Below are 15,603 nucleotides of genomic sequence, written 5' to 3'. Positions count from 1 at the left end.
GTCTCGGTGATCCGCCGTGGGCGTCCGGGGATCGGCTGGTCGGCCAGCCCGTCCAGGCCGTCGGTGTTGAACCGGTGCAGCCACAGGCGCACCGTCTTGGGGTGGCAGCCCACCGCGGCGGCGATCTGGGGGACGTGGTTGCCCGACCAGCTGGCCATGATGATCCGGGCACGCAGGATCCAGTCGGCCGGAGCGTGCCGGGCCCCAGCCAGCTGGCAGATCTTCTGCTCCTCGGCCGGATCACCCGGGAGCCGCGCGGACAGGAAAGTCGGCATGACGTGCTCCTCACCAAAACACGGTGATACCCCGACCCACCCGATCTACCCCGGCCTTGAGGAACGTTGCACTACGTCATGGCCGGCATGCTCGCCGACGGCCGGCGGCGCGGCCGCGCGCTGGCCGCCGTCACCGCGGGGACCTCGCTCTCGACGGTGCTCGGGGTGCCCTTCGGCGTCCTGGCCGGGCAGTGGTTCGGCTGGCGAGCGGTGCTGTGGGTCATCACGGCACTCGCGGCGCTCACCGCGTTCTGCGTGCCCCTGCTGCCCCGGGCCCACGTCCCACCGACGAACATGCGCGCCCGGCTGGGCGTGCTGACCCGGCCCGCGGTACTCCTGGTTCTGCTCGCGACGGTCGCGGTGGTCGCGCCGCCAATCCTGCTGATCTCCTATCTGCCGGTCGTCCTGGGCATGGCCGACACCGATGGCCGGCTCGTGGTGATACTGCTCGCGTTCGGGCTGGGCAGCCTGACCGGAAACCGGCTGGTGGGACGCCTGGTCGACGGTCGCGGCGCGCTGGGAGTGCTGCTGGTCGCCGTCGCCGGGCTCGCCGCGTCGTTCGCCGTGCTGGTGCCGGCCCGCGAGGAGTACGGCGCGGCGCTGGCCGTCCTGCTCGCCGTCGGCGCCTTCCAGGGACTGTCGATCACGCCGCAGCAGCACCGGCTGTTCGTCGTCGCCCCGGACGTCGCCACCGTCGCCCTCGGGCTCAACGGATCGGCGATCTACCTCGGCAGCGCCCTCGGCGCCGCGCTCGGCGGCGTGACCCTCGACGCGGCCGGGGCGGCCACGATTCCGGCCACGGCCGCCGTACTCGCCGCAGCAGGGCTCGCCCTCATCGCCACCACCGCCCCGGAACGACGACCCCGGACCGCCGCCACGCCAGTGGCCACAGCGCCTACGGGCCCAGCGCCAGCAGAACCAGTGTCAGCAGAACCAGCGTCAGCAGGACCAGCGCCCGGNCAGCCGCGGCCGCTGATGGACTCAGGCCCTTCCACGGCCGCCGGGGCCGCAGCCGCTCGCNCTGCTCGGCAGCATGAGTCCGGACGGTGACGACGACCTTGTGATCGAGAGAGCCGGTCGCGCCTGGCGCTCGCGCATCCGGGACCAGCTCTCCCACCGACCTGGAGACAGGTGGTCCCTCGACGAGACCCACGTGAAGGTTCGCCGGCCATTCGCCGGCCAGAGGGCCGTTCAGGGGGCGGTGGTGACGAAGTCGGCCGCAGTGACGGGGACGGTGGCCAGGGGGCCGGTGACGTCTCCGACCAGGACGGTCCAACGTCTGCTGGTCCTGTCGATGCCGCCGGTGGGCGAGTTCTGAGACGCCCACACGATGTCGCGCGGGCCGCAGGAGTAGTAGCCGACATAGCCCGGATGGTTCTCCGGGGATCCCCAGGCGCCGCCGTCGCGCAGCCGGCAGCGGTCCCCGTTGGCCAAGACCAGGCCGAACGGGACGGGGTTCCTGGGCGGGGAGACTCTGGCGACGAGCGACTGGGCCGTGAGCGCGGTGAGCGTGGCCGAGTAGGGGTCGCGCAGGCAGAGCATCCGGCGGGCCTGGGGTGTCGGCCAGCAGGCATCGGCGGCGGCGGCGCTGGGCGAACAGAGGTAGATGTCGCCGCTGACGGCGGCCGGTGACGGGTACGCCTGGCTGGTGTCGCCGCAGTCGATCGGCGCGTCCGGATCATCATCGCGCCCGTCGACGGTCCAGCCCCTCGCCGGTTGTCCGCGGCGGTCGACCGGGGCCAGGTTGACCAGCCGAGTCACCGGGCCGCCGCGCGCGCCGGCCGCCCCCGAGCTTCCCGCCCCGGCGCCTGTCCCCGCGGCCGAAACCGTCGTCGCGGTCGGGACCGTCGTCGCCGTCGGGACCGTCCTTGCGGTGGACACAGCCGGCGTCGTCACAGCCGGCGGCGTCGTCACAGCCGCCTGCGCGCCAGTCCGCCCCTCGCTGGCACAGCCCGCGAGCGCCGTCACCGACGCCGCCACGAAGACGGCCGCCCACCAGCGCACGCCGGCCTCTCGCCGACCCGTCCTGCCTGCCCACACGTCCGCCTCCCGGCCAGGTCCCGCCGAGTCGACACGTGACCCGACCCGCGGACTGTAAGCTGCCCGCCGCCCGCGACCTCCCGCCCTGTCCGACACCCGACGACCTGGCGGTGCGGTGGTGCCCGACGCTATGCCTTGTCCCATCCGGGGCCTTGTCCCATCGGGACGTCGCCTACCTCCTCGCTGTCAGGCGGCGAGCCGAAGGGGGAGCGTCTGCAGCCCGCGGATGATGCTCTGGTTTCGGTATGTCGGCGTGCTCCCGATCAGAGCGAGCTCGCTGGTGCGCTCGAGGAGCAGACGAAAGATGATCTCCGCCTCCATGCGGGCCAGGGGGGCGCCGAGGCAGTAGTGGATACCTGTCCCGAACCCGAAGTGGCGCGCGGCCGGAGTGGGTCCCGCGTAGCGGGCGACCAGGAAACGGTCGGGCTCGTCGAACGCGTCCGGATCACGGTTCGCCGAACCGACGAGCAGCATGGCGCCCTCACCTCGGCGGAACTCCCGTCCACCGACCTCGGTGTCACGCAACGCCGTCCGCGGGATGAACTGAACCGGACAGTCGTGCCGCAGCATCTCCTCGACCGCAGCGGGGACGAGACCGGGGTCCGCGCGCAGCAGTGCCAGCTGGTCGGGGTGCTGCACGAGGGCGAGGACTCCGCCGCCGATAAGGTTGACCGTCGTCTCGTGCCCGGCCACCAACAGCACGGCGCAGAGCGCGAGGACCTCGCTTTCGGTCAGCGCGTCCTCCCCGAGGTGGATCGCGACGAGCTGGCTGACGAGATCGGTGCCCGGCCTGACCCGGACGCGCGCGATGAGGTCCCGGAAATAGGCATCCAGTTCCCGGGCCGCCCGACGGCGCCCGGTGATTTCATCGGGAGTCAGCAGAAAGTCCGGATCGATGCCGCGAATCAGCGTCTCCGCCCATTCCCCGAATATCTTTTCGTCCGCGGCCGGGACGCCGAGCAGCCGACATATCATGCGGGTCGGCACAGGCCGGGCCAGTGCGCTGATCGCGTCGATCTCACCGGCCTCCAGCGCCGCGTCCAGCAGCCCGGTGACGAAGGACGTGATGTCGGGGGCAAGCTCGGCGAGGGTGCCGGGAGTGAACGTCCTGCTGACCAGTCGACGTAGCCGCGTGTGATCTGGCGGATCGGACCGCAGGAGCGACTCCAGCCCGTCATCGGCGTCGCCGTCGGGACGGAAAGGACTGATGTTCTCCTTGTAACCGTGCCCGAAGGCGGGGTCCTGGAGCACGGCGGCGGTGTCGCCGTGTCGGGTCACCAGGGTCACCCGGTGGCCCGCCATGTCATACCCGGCCAACGGGTCAGCCTCGCGGATGGCCCGGTAGGTGGGGTAGGGATCCGCCTGGCGTGCGGCGTCGAAGGCCACCAGCAGCGGCGAGCGCCGCCCGCTGGCCGGGTTCGAGGTCGAGGCGGTGGCCATATCGGCAGCTCCTTGTCTACGCGTACATGTTCGTCCCGACCCGGTCCTGCGGGACCGGTCGCCGCTGCCGGACCGATCGCGTGCCGAGGAAAGAACTGGACCGGTGAGACAGCACGCACCGGTAACCTAATTGGTCGGGTCGTCAACAGCCCATGAATCTCCAAGGGATTCTCCGCCGACGAATTTCATCAAGATTGTGGCCACACCCGACCAGCGATGTCAAATAGGTAGTCCGAATCGACCGATCGGATTCTAAGCGGGATCTTGGTGTTGCGGATTTCGTGAACTCGGATGTTTCGCGACGGAGCCGAGTGCGATCGCGGAGATCTGTTGCGTCCGGTGCCACGAGCCGTGTCTTCGCCGCTTGGCGGATCCCGCCCACCACCGGGAGTGTCCGACTGCCGGCGCCGTCCACCCCGGACTCCGCCGGCGAACGCCTACACCGAACGGTTCTTCCGCACGGAGAGGGACGAGATTCCCCTGCTCGATCAAGGAGCCGGACGACGCAGCAGTCCCGCCGTGCATGGAATCAGCGGCGTGAGCGGCATGGAATTCACTCGAGCTCCTGATCGATGAGTGGCAGGACAACACGTTCACTGCCGTCATGAGCTACCCCGGCAGCCAGCCGCGTACCAAGGTGACCGGCCGGGTTGAGCTCACGTCAAATAACCAGGTGGATATCGTCTGGACCGAGGAGGGATATGCCAGCAGGGGGCCGCGTTCCATCGACCTTGATGGCGAGTACCGGGCTCGCATCGTCAGCCAGACCATGGCCGGCGACTGGTACTCACGGTCGCGTGGCCGAGCCGTTGCCAGCTTTCGCATGGTCGCCGCGTCAGCCACCTGAACAGCCCGTCTTTGCAGGACGACACTCGCTGGGCGCGCTCGTGAGGCAGGGACGATTCTCGGCCCGGTCTCCACCGCCGCAGTGATGGCACCATCGTGCTGTCACGGCCTTGGCCAAGCTCCTCGCGGGAGATCTCCTCCACATCGAGGCCGTCAACGATGTCCCGGCTGGCGCCAGCCAGGAGCAACCGGAGCACGGCATCGCCCACGTCCCGCGAGCCTGTGACCCGGCCACCGCCGACGAGAAGTCCGCGGCGAACTCCTCGAACCTGCCGCGCATCGCGGCTGTTTATCGTCTTCCGGGCCTGCTCAAGCCACATGCCCGTGGTCCCCCACCCGCCGGGAGGGCGGTCGGAACCGCGCACTACGCTGAGTCCCCCTCAGGTCGTCGACGGGCCACTGCGGCGCGTCACCCGGGTGCGGACCGACGAGCTGCCTGTCCCGGCTCGTTGCGACGGCAGCCGCGCCTGCGTGCGGCTGGTGGTCGGCAGTCGGCGGCCGGCGGCCCGCTCCGCCGAGCCGATGGATCGTCAGTGAGCGCCGCTTTAGCGAGACCCAAGACAGCCCTCCTAATTTCTCTGTGTCAGCTGGTTGCAACGTTCGGCGCAGAGGAGTTCTGAATGTCTGACTCTTCAGGGGCGTCAGGCGCCCCGATGCCATTCCCGTTCCCGGACGGGCCTATGGCCACGGCACCACCGGAATTTGCTCGCCGACGGTCGGAATGTCCGCTGAGCGAGGTCGTCCTGCCCACCGGCGATCCCGCGCTTGTCGCCGTCAGGCACGCCGACATCCAGCAGATCATGTCGGATGACAAAAACTTCACCCGGGATCTGTCGTCCCCGGACGCGCCGCGGCTGTTCCACAACATGCTCCTGCTGGAGGATCCGACGATCCTGCTCAACATGCATGGCGAAGATCACCTTAGGCTTCGCCGGATCGTTGCCTCCGCGTTCACTCCCCGACGGGCGGAACAGGCTCGTCCGGAGATCTCCAAGATTATCGACCGGCTGCTCGACGACGTGGAGAGCGGGGGCCATCCAGCCGATCTCATGACGTTCGCCCGACTGCTGCCGACACGGTTCATATCGCAGATTCTCGGTGTGCCCGAGGAGGACGGCGAGCAGCTTCTTGAATGGGTCTCCGCGTGGCTTTCCTTCGCGTTGCCCCGCGAGGACCTGGACCGCGCCGCGAACGACTTCTCGGATTACGCGCGGGCCCTGGTCGAGCGGAAGCGGGCAGAGCCGGGAGACAGTTTGATCGATCACATCATCAACGCCCACGACGTTGAGGATCGACTTTCCGAGAACGAACTCATCTCGATGATCCGGATGCTGATTATTGGTGGGAACGAAACCATCGCCAATGCCATCAGCCGGTCGTTGTTCAGCCTGCTGTCCCAGCGGCAGCACTGGGCGGCGTTGCTCGCCGACCGGTCACTGGTGCCGGCGGCGATCGAGGAGCTTCTGCGGCACAATCCGCCGGGCGGCGGCACCACCGGTCTCATTCGGCTGGCCACTGCGGACGTCGAGCTGACCTCGGGATCCGGAGTCATCCGGGCCGGGCAGGGAGTCTTCACGCCCCTGGTCGCGGCCGGGCACGACCCGGCGGTCTTTCCCGATCCCGAGCAGATCAGGTTCGACCGGCCGAAGACGCATTCGACGATGCAGTTCGGTGCCGGTCGGCACTACTGCCTGGGCGTTCATCTCGCTCGGGTCGAGCTGGAGCTGACGCTGAATGCACTGCTCGACCGTTTCCCGAACCTGCGACTGGCGGTTCCGCCGGCCGAGCTACCGTGGTCCGAGGGAAGCTATGGCGTCGGACTCACCGGCCTTCCGGTCGTCTGGTAGACAATCGACTTTCACTGGCTCAACGGGCCGCGTTTCACCGGGATCTGACCAGGGTCGATGACGGATGGCGGAGGAGGCACCGAGCCCGACAGTGGCGGGTCGGACCTCGTTATCCGAGGATGAGAGGTTGACTTGAGCGGGAACGTAGTCGTTGTCGGTGGCGGACCTACTGGTTTCATGCTTGCCAGTGAACTCAGGCTGCACAAGGTGCCCACTATTCTTCTGGAGCGTTTCGCCGAGCCGTCCGGGTACTCACGCTCGCTGACATTGCATGCCCGGTCCGCTCAGGTCTTCGAGCAGCGCGGGCTGCACTGGTTCGAGGGCTACCCACCGGTGCCGTCCTACAACTTCGGTCTCATCGAGATCCAGGACTACATCGACCCGTCACTTCTGCCCCTGCTGGTCCCGCAGCGTGACATCGAGCGCAGGCTCGAGGAACGTGCCGCCTCGCTCGGTGCGGACATCCGTCGGGGTCAGACGGTGGTCGGGCTTCGGCAGGACCAGGACGGCGTCGACGTNACCGTCGAGCAGGAGGACGGCACCGTCTACCAGCTCCGGGCGGACTACGTGGTGGGCTGCGACGGCGGCGGCAGCACGGTCCGGAAACTTGCCGGTATCGGGTTTCCGGGGACGTCGTCGACGGCGAACGGCCTCACCGCGGACGTGATCACTGCCGACAAGCAGGGATTCGTCAGCCCTACGCTGAACCAGAACGGCATGTTCGCCGTGGTCCCGCTGGGCCCGGAGCTCTATCGGGTGACCGCCCTGGAGCTGGGCGTCGAGGGCAGCCGCGACGGCGTGGAACCGACCGTGCAGGAGTTCCAGGAGAAGTTCAAACGGGTCTCCGGTTCGGAGCTCGGGATCCTGAACACGGGAGAGATACGGTGGCTGTCTCGCTTCGGTAATGCCACCCGCCTGGCCGACAGCTATCGTGAGGGCCGAGTCCTGCTGGCCGGCGACTCCTGTCATATCCATTTTCCGGTCAGTGGGCAGGGTCTCAACACCGGGATTCAGGACGCACTCAACCTCGGCTGGAAGCTCGCCGCCCAGGTGAACGGATGGGCGACGCCCGGGCTGCTGGACACCTACGAGGCGGAGCGTCGCCCAGTGGGTGCTCGGGTCTGCTGGAACACCCGGGCCCAAGATGCCCTGCTGCACCCGCTCGACCGACTGGAGCCGCTGCGGGGCCTGCTCGGCGAGCTGGTGCGTCTCGAGGCCGTCAACCGGTATCTCACCGACATGGTGACCGGCGTCGGAATCCGTTATGACGTTACGGTCTTCGGTACCGATCCCGGGGAGTCCTCTCTGTTGGGCAGGACTGTTCCCGACGACGTGGTGGCAAGCGCCACGGCGGCGAACGGGGGTGTCTCGCCGCTGTTCGAGGGCCGTGGTCTCCTGCTCAGCTGGGAGGAAGAGGAGTCGCCGAAGGCGACCGCGGCCGACTGGGAGGGCCGGGTTGATCCCACGATCATGCCGCGACCCGCGGGTGTAGCGGCCGCGGTGCTGCTGGTACGCCCGGACGGATACGTAGTCCATGCCGATCCGACCGGTGATCCCGAGAGCCTCCGACAGGCCCTCGCGGCCTGGTTCGGTGTTCCCGCAACTATTTCCTGAGGAATTATCGGACGGCTGACTTCGTGAAGCTCGGGAGCAACATCTAAGATATCTTCTTCTGAGACCGTGGAACCACCGTGGCTCGGTAGCCGCCGTTTCCGTGAATCGTGGTGCTTGAGGAGGCGCAGTGAGGTACTCCGTCCTCGGACCTCTCCGGATACTTGACGGAGACCGCGAGATCATGATCAGTGCGCGCAAGGTCGAGATCATGCTCGCTGTCTTCCTGGTCCGAGCAAACCATGTGGTCTCCCTCAGCCAGCTGACGACCGAACTGTGGGGCGACGACCCGCCGCGGCGGGCGATCGCCTCGATGCACGTGTATGTCTCGAATCTGCGCAAGATACTCGCTCTGCCGGCCGAGACGAAGAACCCGATCGTCACCCGACATCCGGGCTACCTGCTGCAGATGGAGCCGGACGATCTCGATCTCACCCTGTTCGAGCGGAGAGTTCAGGAGGGGAAGAGACACCTTGCCGAGGGCAGCTATGCGCAGGCCTCACGATGTCTGACGGCTGCCCTCGGCCTGTGGCGCGGTCCCGCCCTCGGCGATCTGAAGGCCGGCCCGATCGTGAGCGGATTCCTGGGATGGCTCGAGGAGACCCGGCTGGAGTGCATCGAGCTCTCCCTCGACGCGGATCTGGCGCTGGGTCGCCACCCCGAACTGGTCCGTCGGCTGATCGCCCTCACGAACGACCATCCGCTGCGCGAGACTTTTCACCACCGGCTGATGCTGGCGCTCTACCGGTCGGGCCGACAGGTGGAAGCCCTCCAGGTTTACCAGACCGTCCGGGATATCTTCCACCGGGACCTCGGCCTGGAACCCAGTCGACCGCTGCGGGATCTGCAGCAGGCGATTCTTCAGGCCGACGAGGGCCTCGATCTCCACTCCAGGATGCCTCGCGCCTGCAGGGGTGAGTCGCGATCGGGCGCCGTCTCCGAGATGGCCCGGACCGTGTTCTCCCGCGATCGACGGCGATGACCGACACCGCGAGGCGTGGATCGGGGCCGGCTCGCCGTCGTGACGTCCGCGCCTGCCGATCCCGGCGCCGGCCAGTCCGACCACCGTGGGCGCGGTGGAGCTAACGAGCAAGTAGTCCGTCAAGCAGCACGCCGAGCAGACGCTCGGCACGCTCGGTATCTACCGGCGGCTGCTGCGCCGCCCAGGCGACGGCGTTGACGAGACTCACGAGATCATCCGCTCGGGTGTCGGGCCGAACGGTACCGGCCGCGCGGGCGCGTGCCAGCAACCGCTCGGTGATGCTGGTGAGCTCGGCACACACCGCCCCCAGCGTCGCCGAACTGTGAATGATCCTGGCTGTCCACGCGGCCATGTTCGGGTAGGACATCGCCGCCGCGATGAGCCATCGAGACCACTGCGTCAACTCGTCGACCGGGGTGGAGCTGCCCGCCAGCTCGTTGCCCCGTTCCACCAGGCGTTCGAAGCTGGTCTGCAGCATCGCCTCGATGAGCATCTGGCGGGTCTCGAAGTGACGGTAGAGCGTGCCGATCCCCACGCCGGCGTCCTGCGCGATGTTCTCCAGCGAGGCGCCCGTCCCGTGCTCGGCGAAGTGGACGCCGGCAACGGTGAGCAGCCGCTCGCGGTTGCGGCGGGCATCGACGCGCATGCCTAGAGAATACCGGGGAGTACTCTCCGCCTGGCCTCCTCAAGGTGACGACGGACGGGCACCACGTGCGGACCGCCGACGTCGGCTGTCGGGGTGGACCTTCCCCGATCAGACACCGGCGGTGGGTACGGCCTCGGGACGCAGCCGTTCCCGCATCTGGTAGAGCAGGTCGTCGGGGTGGGAGAGACTCTGCCCCCCGGGGGCGAAGTGTTCCACGAACGGCGACGGCGCCGCCGCCTCGAAGCGCTCGTATCCCCCGTGCAGAACGATGCGATGGGCGATGCGCCACTCTCCGTCGCGACGCTCGAAGCGATCGAGGTAACGCAGGGTTCGCAGATAGGTCACCTGCTCGCCGTTGATTTCCATCGGATTGAGACTGAGCCCGAGCGACTCGGCGAACGCCACGTCGCCCTCCAGCTCGACCAGCGTGCTGGGGATCATCAGGCCCTTGACCTTGATCGGTGCGGCCCGCATCTCCGCCACCATCTTGTCCGCAAACTCGCGTGCGCTCCCGTTGGCTCTGGCGGGGGGCGCCTGAAAATGCTCGTAGATCGCGTCGTCGTGAAAGACGGTGGCAAGGGCCTCGGCGTCGCGGCGCTCGGTCGCGCGCGCATAGATGAGGCACACCTCGCGGATGGCCTGCTTGTCGAGAAGTTCCCGCAGGCTGCGTTCGAGGTCGTCGTGTCGACCGGCTGGCGTCGTCATCAGCTCTTCTCCCTGGTGGTCGGTGTCGCCGTCAGGCCTGGAGATTCGGGTTGAAACGCTCGGTGAACAGACCGGCCACCTTCTTGTCGGCGGGTATCCGGCCCAGGGTGGCCAGCGAGTCGTAGGTCGCCTGAAGGCTCTGGACGACCTGCCCTGTGATCGGGATGCCGTACGTCCGTCCGGCGTAGGCCAGCTTCGCCTGCGCGACCGGTATGCCCAGGGTCTTCGCCTGCGCGGCCACCAGTTCGTCGTTATGGGTGTTGCCCCAGACGAACGATCGGTCCACGCGTCGGATGTAGTCGAGGGCGGCGCCCAGCTTCCGCGGGTCGTTCAGGACCTTGTGGGAAAGGCCCCAGAAGAGATGGGCGTCCCACAGCCCGTTGTCGCCGTTGGCGAGCCACCGCGCGCGGCCCTCCTGAACGAGCGAGGCGGCCGGGGGTGTGCAGGCGGCCAGCGCATCCACGCGCCCGCTGAGGAACGCGGCCTGCACATCGGCCGGCGACGTGAGGTCCACACGGTGGACGTCCTTGCCGAAGTCGAGACCCACGCGCTGGAACGCGCGGATGGCGACGAGCTCTGATGCCTGCCCGACCCCGTTGCCGACGGTCTTGCCCCGCAGCTGCGCGATGCTGGTGATCGTGGAGTCCTTCGGAACGATGACGCCGCAGACGTTCGTGGGCCGCTGGATGGCATGAACGATGCTGACCGGCAGGTCGGCGGCGGCGTATCCCGCGAACGCGACGTCGCTGAAGATGATGACGTCCGCCCGCTCCGACGCGAAGGCCGCGGCGATGTCCTTGGCGGTCGGGGCCGCGACCGGCTTCACCTGGTATGGCGTGTTCGCGAGGCCGGCGGCGGTCAGCTGCGACTGCCACGGCGCGCCGTTGGCCACTCTGAGCGTGACACCGCCGAGATCGGTCGTCGGCGCCGGTTGGACTGTGGCCGCGGCTGACGACGGCGGTGTCCCGCCGCTGGACCCACAGCCCGCGGCGAGCGCGAACGCGGCGACGAGTCCGACCAGGGCGATCGCTCGCCGTACGGGAGCGGCCGAGAGCATCACGCTTCTCCGGTTTCGCTAGTTCCTGATGTGGATGTTGGTGGTGACAGCCGAGCTTCAGCCGCCGACGCCGAGCTCCCGCAGGAGGTCGCGCCGCAGCACGTCGAGCGCGACGGCGTCCGCCGCGTCACGGGTGATGCCCGTGGTGTCCGAGTCCCGCACGATGCGCCCCTCGGCCATGACGAGCACCCTGTCGCCGAGGAGAATCGCCTCCTCGACGTCGTGCGTGACGAGCACGGTGGCCGGGCGGTGGCGGTCCACGAGTTCGCGGACGAGCGCCTGCATACGGATCCGGGTGAGGGCGTCGAGCGCGGCGAACGGTTCGTCGAGGAGCAGCAGGTGGGGCTCGCGAACGAGCGCCCTGGCGAGCGCGACGCGCTGCGCCTGCCCGCCCGAGAGCGTCCCGGGCCAGGCGTCGGCGTGATCCGCGAGCCCGACCTCCTCGAGTGCGGCCAACGCCTGCGCGCGAGCACCGCGAGTGCCCGCCACGCCGAACCGGACGTTGAAGTCGACCCGCTTCCACGGCAGCAGCCGCGGCTCCTGGAACACGATGGCGACCTGCGTGGGCACATCGACCTCGCCGGCGTCCGCGGCGTCCAGCCCGGCCAGGGTGCGCAGCAGCGTCGTCTTCCCGCAGCCGCTCGGGCCGAGCAGGCACAGGAACTCACCCGCCTGCACGCGCAGGTCGAGGCCCCGGATCACCTGACGGGCGCCATAGGCGCGATGCAGGCCGCGGACCTCGACGGGGGCCCGCGTCTCGCGCACGGATTCCTGACGTAGCGTCGTCGATGAGGTCATCGGTTGCCGACTCCCGTCCGCCAGGCCAGCGTCCGCCACTCCAGGACGCGAACGACGAGGTCCGCGGTGATTCCCATCAGGCAGTACACGACCACGCAGGCGAAGATGACGTCGGTGTCGAGGTACTGCTGGGCGTTGGCCATCAGGTACCCGAGGCCGCTCGTGGTGTTCAACGTCTCGGCGACGACGAGCGCGAGCACCGAGATCGACAACGAGTAGCGAAGCCCGACGAGCGTCTGCGGCATCGCGCCCGGCAGCACGACGTGGCGGATGATCTGCCGTCGGCCCTTGCCCATCGCGACGNCCATCTCCACCAGCCGGCGGTCCACGTTGCGGATGCCGCCGTGGACGTTCAGGTACACCGGGAAGAAGCAGGCCATGGCGATGAGGAGCTCCTTGGACAGCTCCCCGAGACCGAACCAGACCACGAAGACCGAGGTCAGCGCGAACACGGGCACGGTACGGACCATCTGGATGGTGGAGTCCACAAGCTCTTCCCCGAGCCGCCACAACCCTGAGACGGTCGCGAGCGCCACGGCGGTGGACACTCCCAGAAGCAGGCCGATCGCCGACCGCCGCAGGGACACGAGGACGTTGCTCGCGAGAGTGCCGTTCGTCGTCAGCATCCACAGAGCGTGAGCGGTGTGGGCGGGTGACGAGAACAGCCGCTCGTCGATCGCTCCCCCGCTGGCGAGAAGCTGCCAGGCGAGGAGCAGCAGGAACGGCACCAGAGCGCGGCGCCCGAGGGAGCCGAGTCGCCTGCTCACACGATCGAGAGGGTCGGTAGTGGAGTCACCCTCCGGAATCTAGCAAGATCCCACTAAGTTCGTCGGCAAATTGTGGTTTCTCACCGCATGCAACCATGTGTTCTCTGTAGCCGTACGTGTACCCGCGCCAATCTCACCCTATGTATCAGAATTTATACGGAACGTGATCCCAGTGGAGCGCGTGGTTCCCGGAAGGGATCGGGCTGGGCGGCGGTGGCGAGACCGCCGCCCCACGTCCCGTCGTGGCCCGCGCCGGGCGCGAGGAGCCATCCCCGGCCGACGGCGCCCGAGCTTCACGAGCCGCCGACCGAGGCGCTGTACTCGGCGCGGATGACACCCCCTACGCAAGTACACCGGTACCGCGGGACGGATAGAGAACGCGCAGGTCGCGGTCCACCTGACCTATGCGACCAAGGCAGGACACGCGCTCGTCGACCGTCTCGAACCGGTTCGACAGGCAGGAGTCTTCCCGATTCCGGCCGACCCCCTCCTGATCTGCCTGGTTGCGCAGTGATGTCATTCTCCATACCCTTGCGAGGACCTGGCTCGTGATTCAACGTCGGCATGGCGGCAGCACATCCGCCATCGGTGCCCTCGTCGGCGCGCCGGCACATCTGTTGATGAGACAACGGAGAACCCACAATGAGCAATTTCCAGGGAATACCCCTGTCCGTACTCGACACGGTCCCTGTATGGCACGGCTCGTCCGCGACCGAATCGGTTCGTGGTGCCCTGGATCTGGCCGTCGCGGTGGAGCGACTCGGATACCGCCGCTACTGGGTGGCGGAGCATCACAATCAGCCGGGCGTCGCCGCCACCGCGCCCGCGATCCTGATCGGCCATCTGGCGGGACGGACCAGCCGACTCCGGATCGGCTCCGGCGGGGTCATGCTCCCCAACCACCCGCCGCTGGTGGTCGCCGAGCAGTTCGGCACCCTGGAGGCGCTTTACCCCGGCCGCATCGATCTCGGTATCGGTCGGGCTCCCGGCACCGATCCGGCCACCGCCCGCGCTCTGCGCCGCGCGACCGGCCCGAACGCCGCCGCGGAGTTCCCCGCCCACCTCCAGGAACTGCTCGACTACTTCGGTCTGGCCCAGGCCGGCAGCGGCCACGGGGGGATCCAGGCCCTGCCCGCCGATGAGAACGAGGTACCTGTGTGGGTGCTCGGTTCCAGCGGGGAGAGCGCTCAGCTGGCGGGTCGGCTCGGCGCGGGATACGCCTTCGCCCATCATTTCAACCCGTCAGCGACCGTGGCCTCGCTGGACATCTACCGGCGCAGCTTCCGCCCGTCGGCCCAGTTCGCACAGCCGTACGCGGTGGTCGCCGCCGTCGGCATCGCGGCCGACACCCAGGAGCACGCGGAGTTCCTCGCGGGACCGCTGGGGGTGGCCTTCGCGCTGAGCCTGCGCGGGATCAACCGGCCCTTCCCCAGCGCGGCCATGGCGGCCGAGATCCAGGTACCGGTGTCATCCGACGAGGCCACGATGATGCAGCAGGTCCTCGGGCCGCAGCTCATCGGCAGCCCCGAGCAGCTCAAGCAGCAGCTCGAGGCACTGGTCGATGCCACTGGGCTGGACGAGTTGATGCTGCACACGATGATCCAGGACCCCGCCGAACGGGTGCGCTCGTACGAACTGTTCGCCGAGCTGCTTGGCTCCGCGTCGCGGGAGCCGGCCGTCGTCGCCCAGGCCGCGGAGACCGCCTGACGGATGTCTGACCTGGCCGGCCCCGCGCGCCGCCCGATGGCGAGGACGCCACCGACAACGGCCTGAGCCCGTCCGGGTGCGCGGCACGTCAGCGGGAATCGCGGTGGCGGGCGGCGGCCCGCCCGGGGGCCGGCTCGGTGACAAGGTCCCCAAGCCCTGCGATGTCGACATGGATCAAGCTGCTGGGCAGGGTGTTCGTGGCTCTGCCCGACTGCGGGGAGCCCTCCTGCCGCCGGCCGGTCAGGCCCGGATGAGTGGCAGGAGAACCTCGTCCACGACGGAAACGACGAACGGCTCCGGGACGTCCGTCCCGACGACCACCACATGCTGAATGATCATCCCTGGACCGACGTCGGCGATCAACGGTGTCGCGGTGCCCGGGCGGACGGAGCCCTCGGCTATCCCACGGGTCAGAACGGCCAGGATTTCGCGCCGGCAGGGATCGAGGACCCGCTGCCCCACCGCCTTGTGCACCAGCCCACCCGAGCCTGGGCCCTCGTGGCGCACGATGTCGAACGCCGCCCCGTTCGTCAGGCCGATGGCGTTCCGGATGCAGCACATGATCAGTAGCAGGTCCTCGCGAACATCTCCCGTCAACCGGAGCTGCTGGGGAGACGGAAGCACGCTCTGCAGGACCGCGGTCACCAGCGTGTCCTTGTCGGCCCAGCGCCGGTACAGCGCCGCCTTCCCCGTACCCGCGGCGGCCGCGACGCCTTCCATGGTCAGCTTCGAGTAGCCGTCCTCGCGCAGGATCTGATGGGCTGCCTCGAGGATCGCCTGCTCAAGCGCCTCTCCGCGCCGGCGACTCCGCACCGGGGCGGCCACTGGGGAGGACTGTGCCACTGGGCAACTTCCCTATCGAGACGTCACTGACCGGTTGCC

Annotated in this window: 14 protein-coding genes and 3 pseudogenes; 7 read left to right on the top strand and 10 right to left on the bottom strand. The window is 68.6% G+C overall.

The features are described from left to right. Nucleotides 1–275: helix-turn-helix domain-containing protein (locus UK82_RS29095; protein WP_152990066.1), on the bottom strand; the 275-nt coding region annotated here is incomplete at its 3' end. A gap of 78 nt (nucleotides 276–353) precedes the next feature. Here UK82_RS29095 and UK82_RS29090 point away from each other — a divergent pair. Continuing rightward, nucleotides 354–1,234 (top strand): annotated as a pseudogene (locus UK82_RS29090) (MFS transporter); the annotation flags it as partial. Nucleotides 1,235–1,466: 232 nt separating this feature from the next. Here the strand turns inward: UK82_RS29090 and UK82_RS29085 are convergent. Further along, nucleotides 1,467–2,156, bottom strand: a complete 690-nt coding sequence (locus UK82_RS29085) for a hypothetical protein (RefSeq protein ID WP_236706576.1) — start codon at nucleotides 2,154–2,156, stop codon at nucleotides 1,467–1,469. 345 nt (nucleotides 2,157–2,501) lie between these two features. Further along, nucleotides 2,502–3,755, bottom strand: a complete 1,254-nt coding sequence (locus UK82_RS29080; RefSeq protein ID WP_044887992.1) for a cytochrome P450 — start codon at nucleotides 3,753–3,755, stop codon at nucleotides 2,502–2,504. A gap of 604 nt (nucleotides 3,756–4,359) precedes the next feature. Here UK82_RS29080 and UK82_RS29075 point away from each other — a divergent pair. The 5 genes and pseudogenes from UK82_RS29075 to UK82_RS29060 all read left to right on the top strand — a co-directional run bounded on the left by UK82_RS29075 (nucleotide 4,360) and on the right by UK82_RS29060 (nucleotide 9,041). After that, complete coding sequence (locus UK82_RS29075; RefSeq protein WP_044887991.1) at nucleotides 4,360–4,602, top strand: hypothetical protein; 243 nt, start codon at nucleotides 4,360–4,362, stop codon at nucleotides 4,600–4,602. 865 nt (nucleotides 4,603–5,467) lie between these two features. After that, nucleotides 5,468–6,448: a cytochrome P450 gene (locus UK82_RS29070; protein ID WP_161849184.1), complete on the top strand. Its 981-nt coding sequence runs from the start codon at nucleotides 5,468–5,470 to the stop codon at nucleotides 6,446–6,448. A 132-nt stretch (nucleotides 6,449–6,580) separates the two neighbouring features. After that, nucleotides 6,581–6,966 (top strand): annotated as a pseudogene (locus tag UK82_RS43565) (FAD-dependent monooxygenase); the annotation flags it as partial. Nucleotide 6,967: 1 nt separating this feature from the next. After that, on the top strand, nucleotides 6,968–8,062 hold a 1,095-nt coding region (locus tag UK82_RS29065; protein ID WP_236706575.1), incomplete at its 5' end, for an FAD-dependent monooxygenase. A gap of 181 nt (nucleotides 8,063–8,243) precedes the next feature. After that, on the top strand, nucleotides 8,244–9,041 hold the full coding sequence (locus tag UK82_RS29060) for an AfsR/SARP family transcriptional regulator (RefSeq protein ID WP_063897600.1): 798 nt from the start codon (nucleotides 8,244–8,246) through the stop codon (nucleotides 9,039–9,041). A 100-nt stretch (nucleotides 9,042–9,141) separates the two neighbouring features. On the opposite strand, the gene UK82_RS29055 is transcribed toward UK82_RS29060, so the two are convergent. From UK82_RS29055 to UK82_RS40900, 6 genes and pseudogenes are all read right to left on the bottom strand, one after another. Next, nucleotides 9,142–9,687: a TetR/AcrR family transcriptional regulator gene (locus UK82_RS29055; RefSeq protein ID WP_044887988.1), complete on the bottom strand. Its 546-nt coding sequence runs from the start codon at nucleotides 9,685–9,687 to the stop codon at nucleotides 9,142–9,144. A gap of 108 nt (nucleotides 9,688–9,795) precedes the next feature. Next, nucleotides 9,796–10,392, bottom strand: a complete 597-nt coding sequence (locus UK82_RS29050) for a nuclear transport factor 2 family protein (RefSeq protein WP_044887987.1) — start codon at nucleotides 10,390–10,392, stop codon at nucleotides 9,796–9,798. 31 nt (nucleotides 10,393–10,423) lie between these two features. Continuing rightward, entirely contained in the window at nucleotides 10,424–11,284 is an 861-nt protein-coding gene (locus UK82_RS29045) for a PhnD/SsuA/transferrin family substrate-binding protein (RefSeq protein ID WP_157867000.1), read from the bottom strand. 222 nt (nucleotides 11,285–11,506) lie between these two features. Next, nucleotides 11,507–12,247: an ABC transporter ATP-binding protein gene (locus UK82_RS29040; RefSeq protein WP_044887985.1), complete on the bottom strand. Its 741-nt coding sequence runs from the start codon at nucleotides 12,245–12,247 to the stop codon at nucleotides 11,507–11,509. Then, nucleotides 12,244–12,550, bottom strand: a pseudogene (locus UK82_RS40905) (ABC transporter permease); the annotation flags it as partial. The pseudogene UK82_RS40905 and the gene UK82_RS29040, both read right to left, overlap by 4 nt. A 1-nt stretch (nucleotide 12,551) precedes the next feature. Continuing rightward, on the bottom strand, nucleotides 12,552–12,873 hold a 322-nt coding region (locus UK82_RS40900), incomplete at its 3' end, for an ABC transporter permease (protein WP_236706578.1). Nucleotides 12,874–13,656: 783 nt separating this feature from the next. On the opposite strand from UK82_RS40900, the gene UK82_RS29030 reads away from it, so the two are divergent. After that, complete coding sequence (locus UK82_RS29030) at nucleotides 13,657–14,721, top strand: LLM class flavin-dependent oxidoreductase (RefSeq protein WP_044887983.1); 1,065 nt, start codon at nucleotides 13,657–13,659, stop codon at nucleotides 14,719–14,721. Between the two features lie 240 nt (nucleotides 14,722–14,961). Here UK82_RS29030 and UK82_RS29025 read toward each other — a convergent pair whose 3' ends face one another. Next, on the bottom strand, nucleotides 14,962–15,534 hold the full coding sequence (locus UK82_RS29025) for a TetR/AcrR family transcriptional regulator (protein ID WP_199865513.1): 573 nt from the start codon (nucleotides 15,532–15,534) through the stop codon (nucleotides 14,962–14,964). Between the last annotated feature and the right edge of the window lie 69 nt (nucleotides 15,535–15,603).

The organism is Frankia sp. ACN1ag (assembly GCF_001414035.1).
GTDB classification, from domain to species: domain Bacteria; phylum Actinomycetota; class Actinomycetes; order Frankiales; family Frankiaceae; genus Frankia; species Frankia torreyi.
This window is presented reverse-complemented; position numbering and strand designations above follow the sequence as displayed.

Coding starts and splice junctions, on each gene's coding strand:
- UK82_RS29080 (WP_044887992.1), bottom strand. CDS start 3,755: ATGGCCACCGCCTCGACCTCGAACCCGGCCAGCGGGCGGCGCTCGCCG.
- UK82_RS29075 (WP_044887991.1), top strand. CDS start 4,360: ATGAGCTACCCCGGCAGCCAGCCGCGTACCAAGGTGACCGGCCGGGTT.
- UK82_RS29070 (WP_161849184.1), top strand. CDS start 5,468: ATGCTCCTGCTGGAGGATCCGACGATCCTGCTCAACATGCATGGCGAA.
- UK82_RS29060 (WP_063897600.1), top strand. CDS start 8,244: ATGATCAGTGCGCGCAAGGTCGAGATCATGCTCGCTGTCTTCCTGGTC.
- UK82_RS29055 (WP_044887988.1), bottom strand. CDS start 9,687: ATGCGCGTCGATGCCCGCCGCAACCGCGAGCGGCTGCTCACCGTTGCC.
- UK82_RS29050 (WP_044887987.1), bottom strand. CDS start 10,392: ATGACGACGCCAGCCGGTCGACACGACGACCTCGAACGCAGCCTGCGG.
- UK82_RS29040 (WP_044887985.1), bottom strand. CDS start 12,247: ATGACCTCATCGACGACGCTACGTCAGGAATCCGTGCGCGAGACGCGG.
- UK82_RS29030 (WP_044887983.1), top strand. CDS start 13,657: ATGAGCAATTTCCAGGGAATACCCCTGTCCGTACTCGACACGGTCCCT.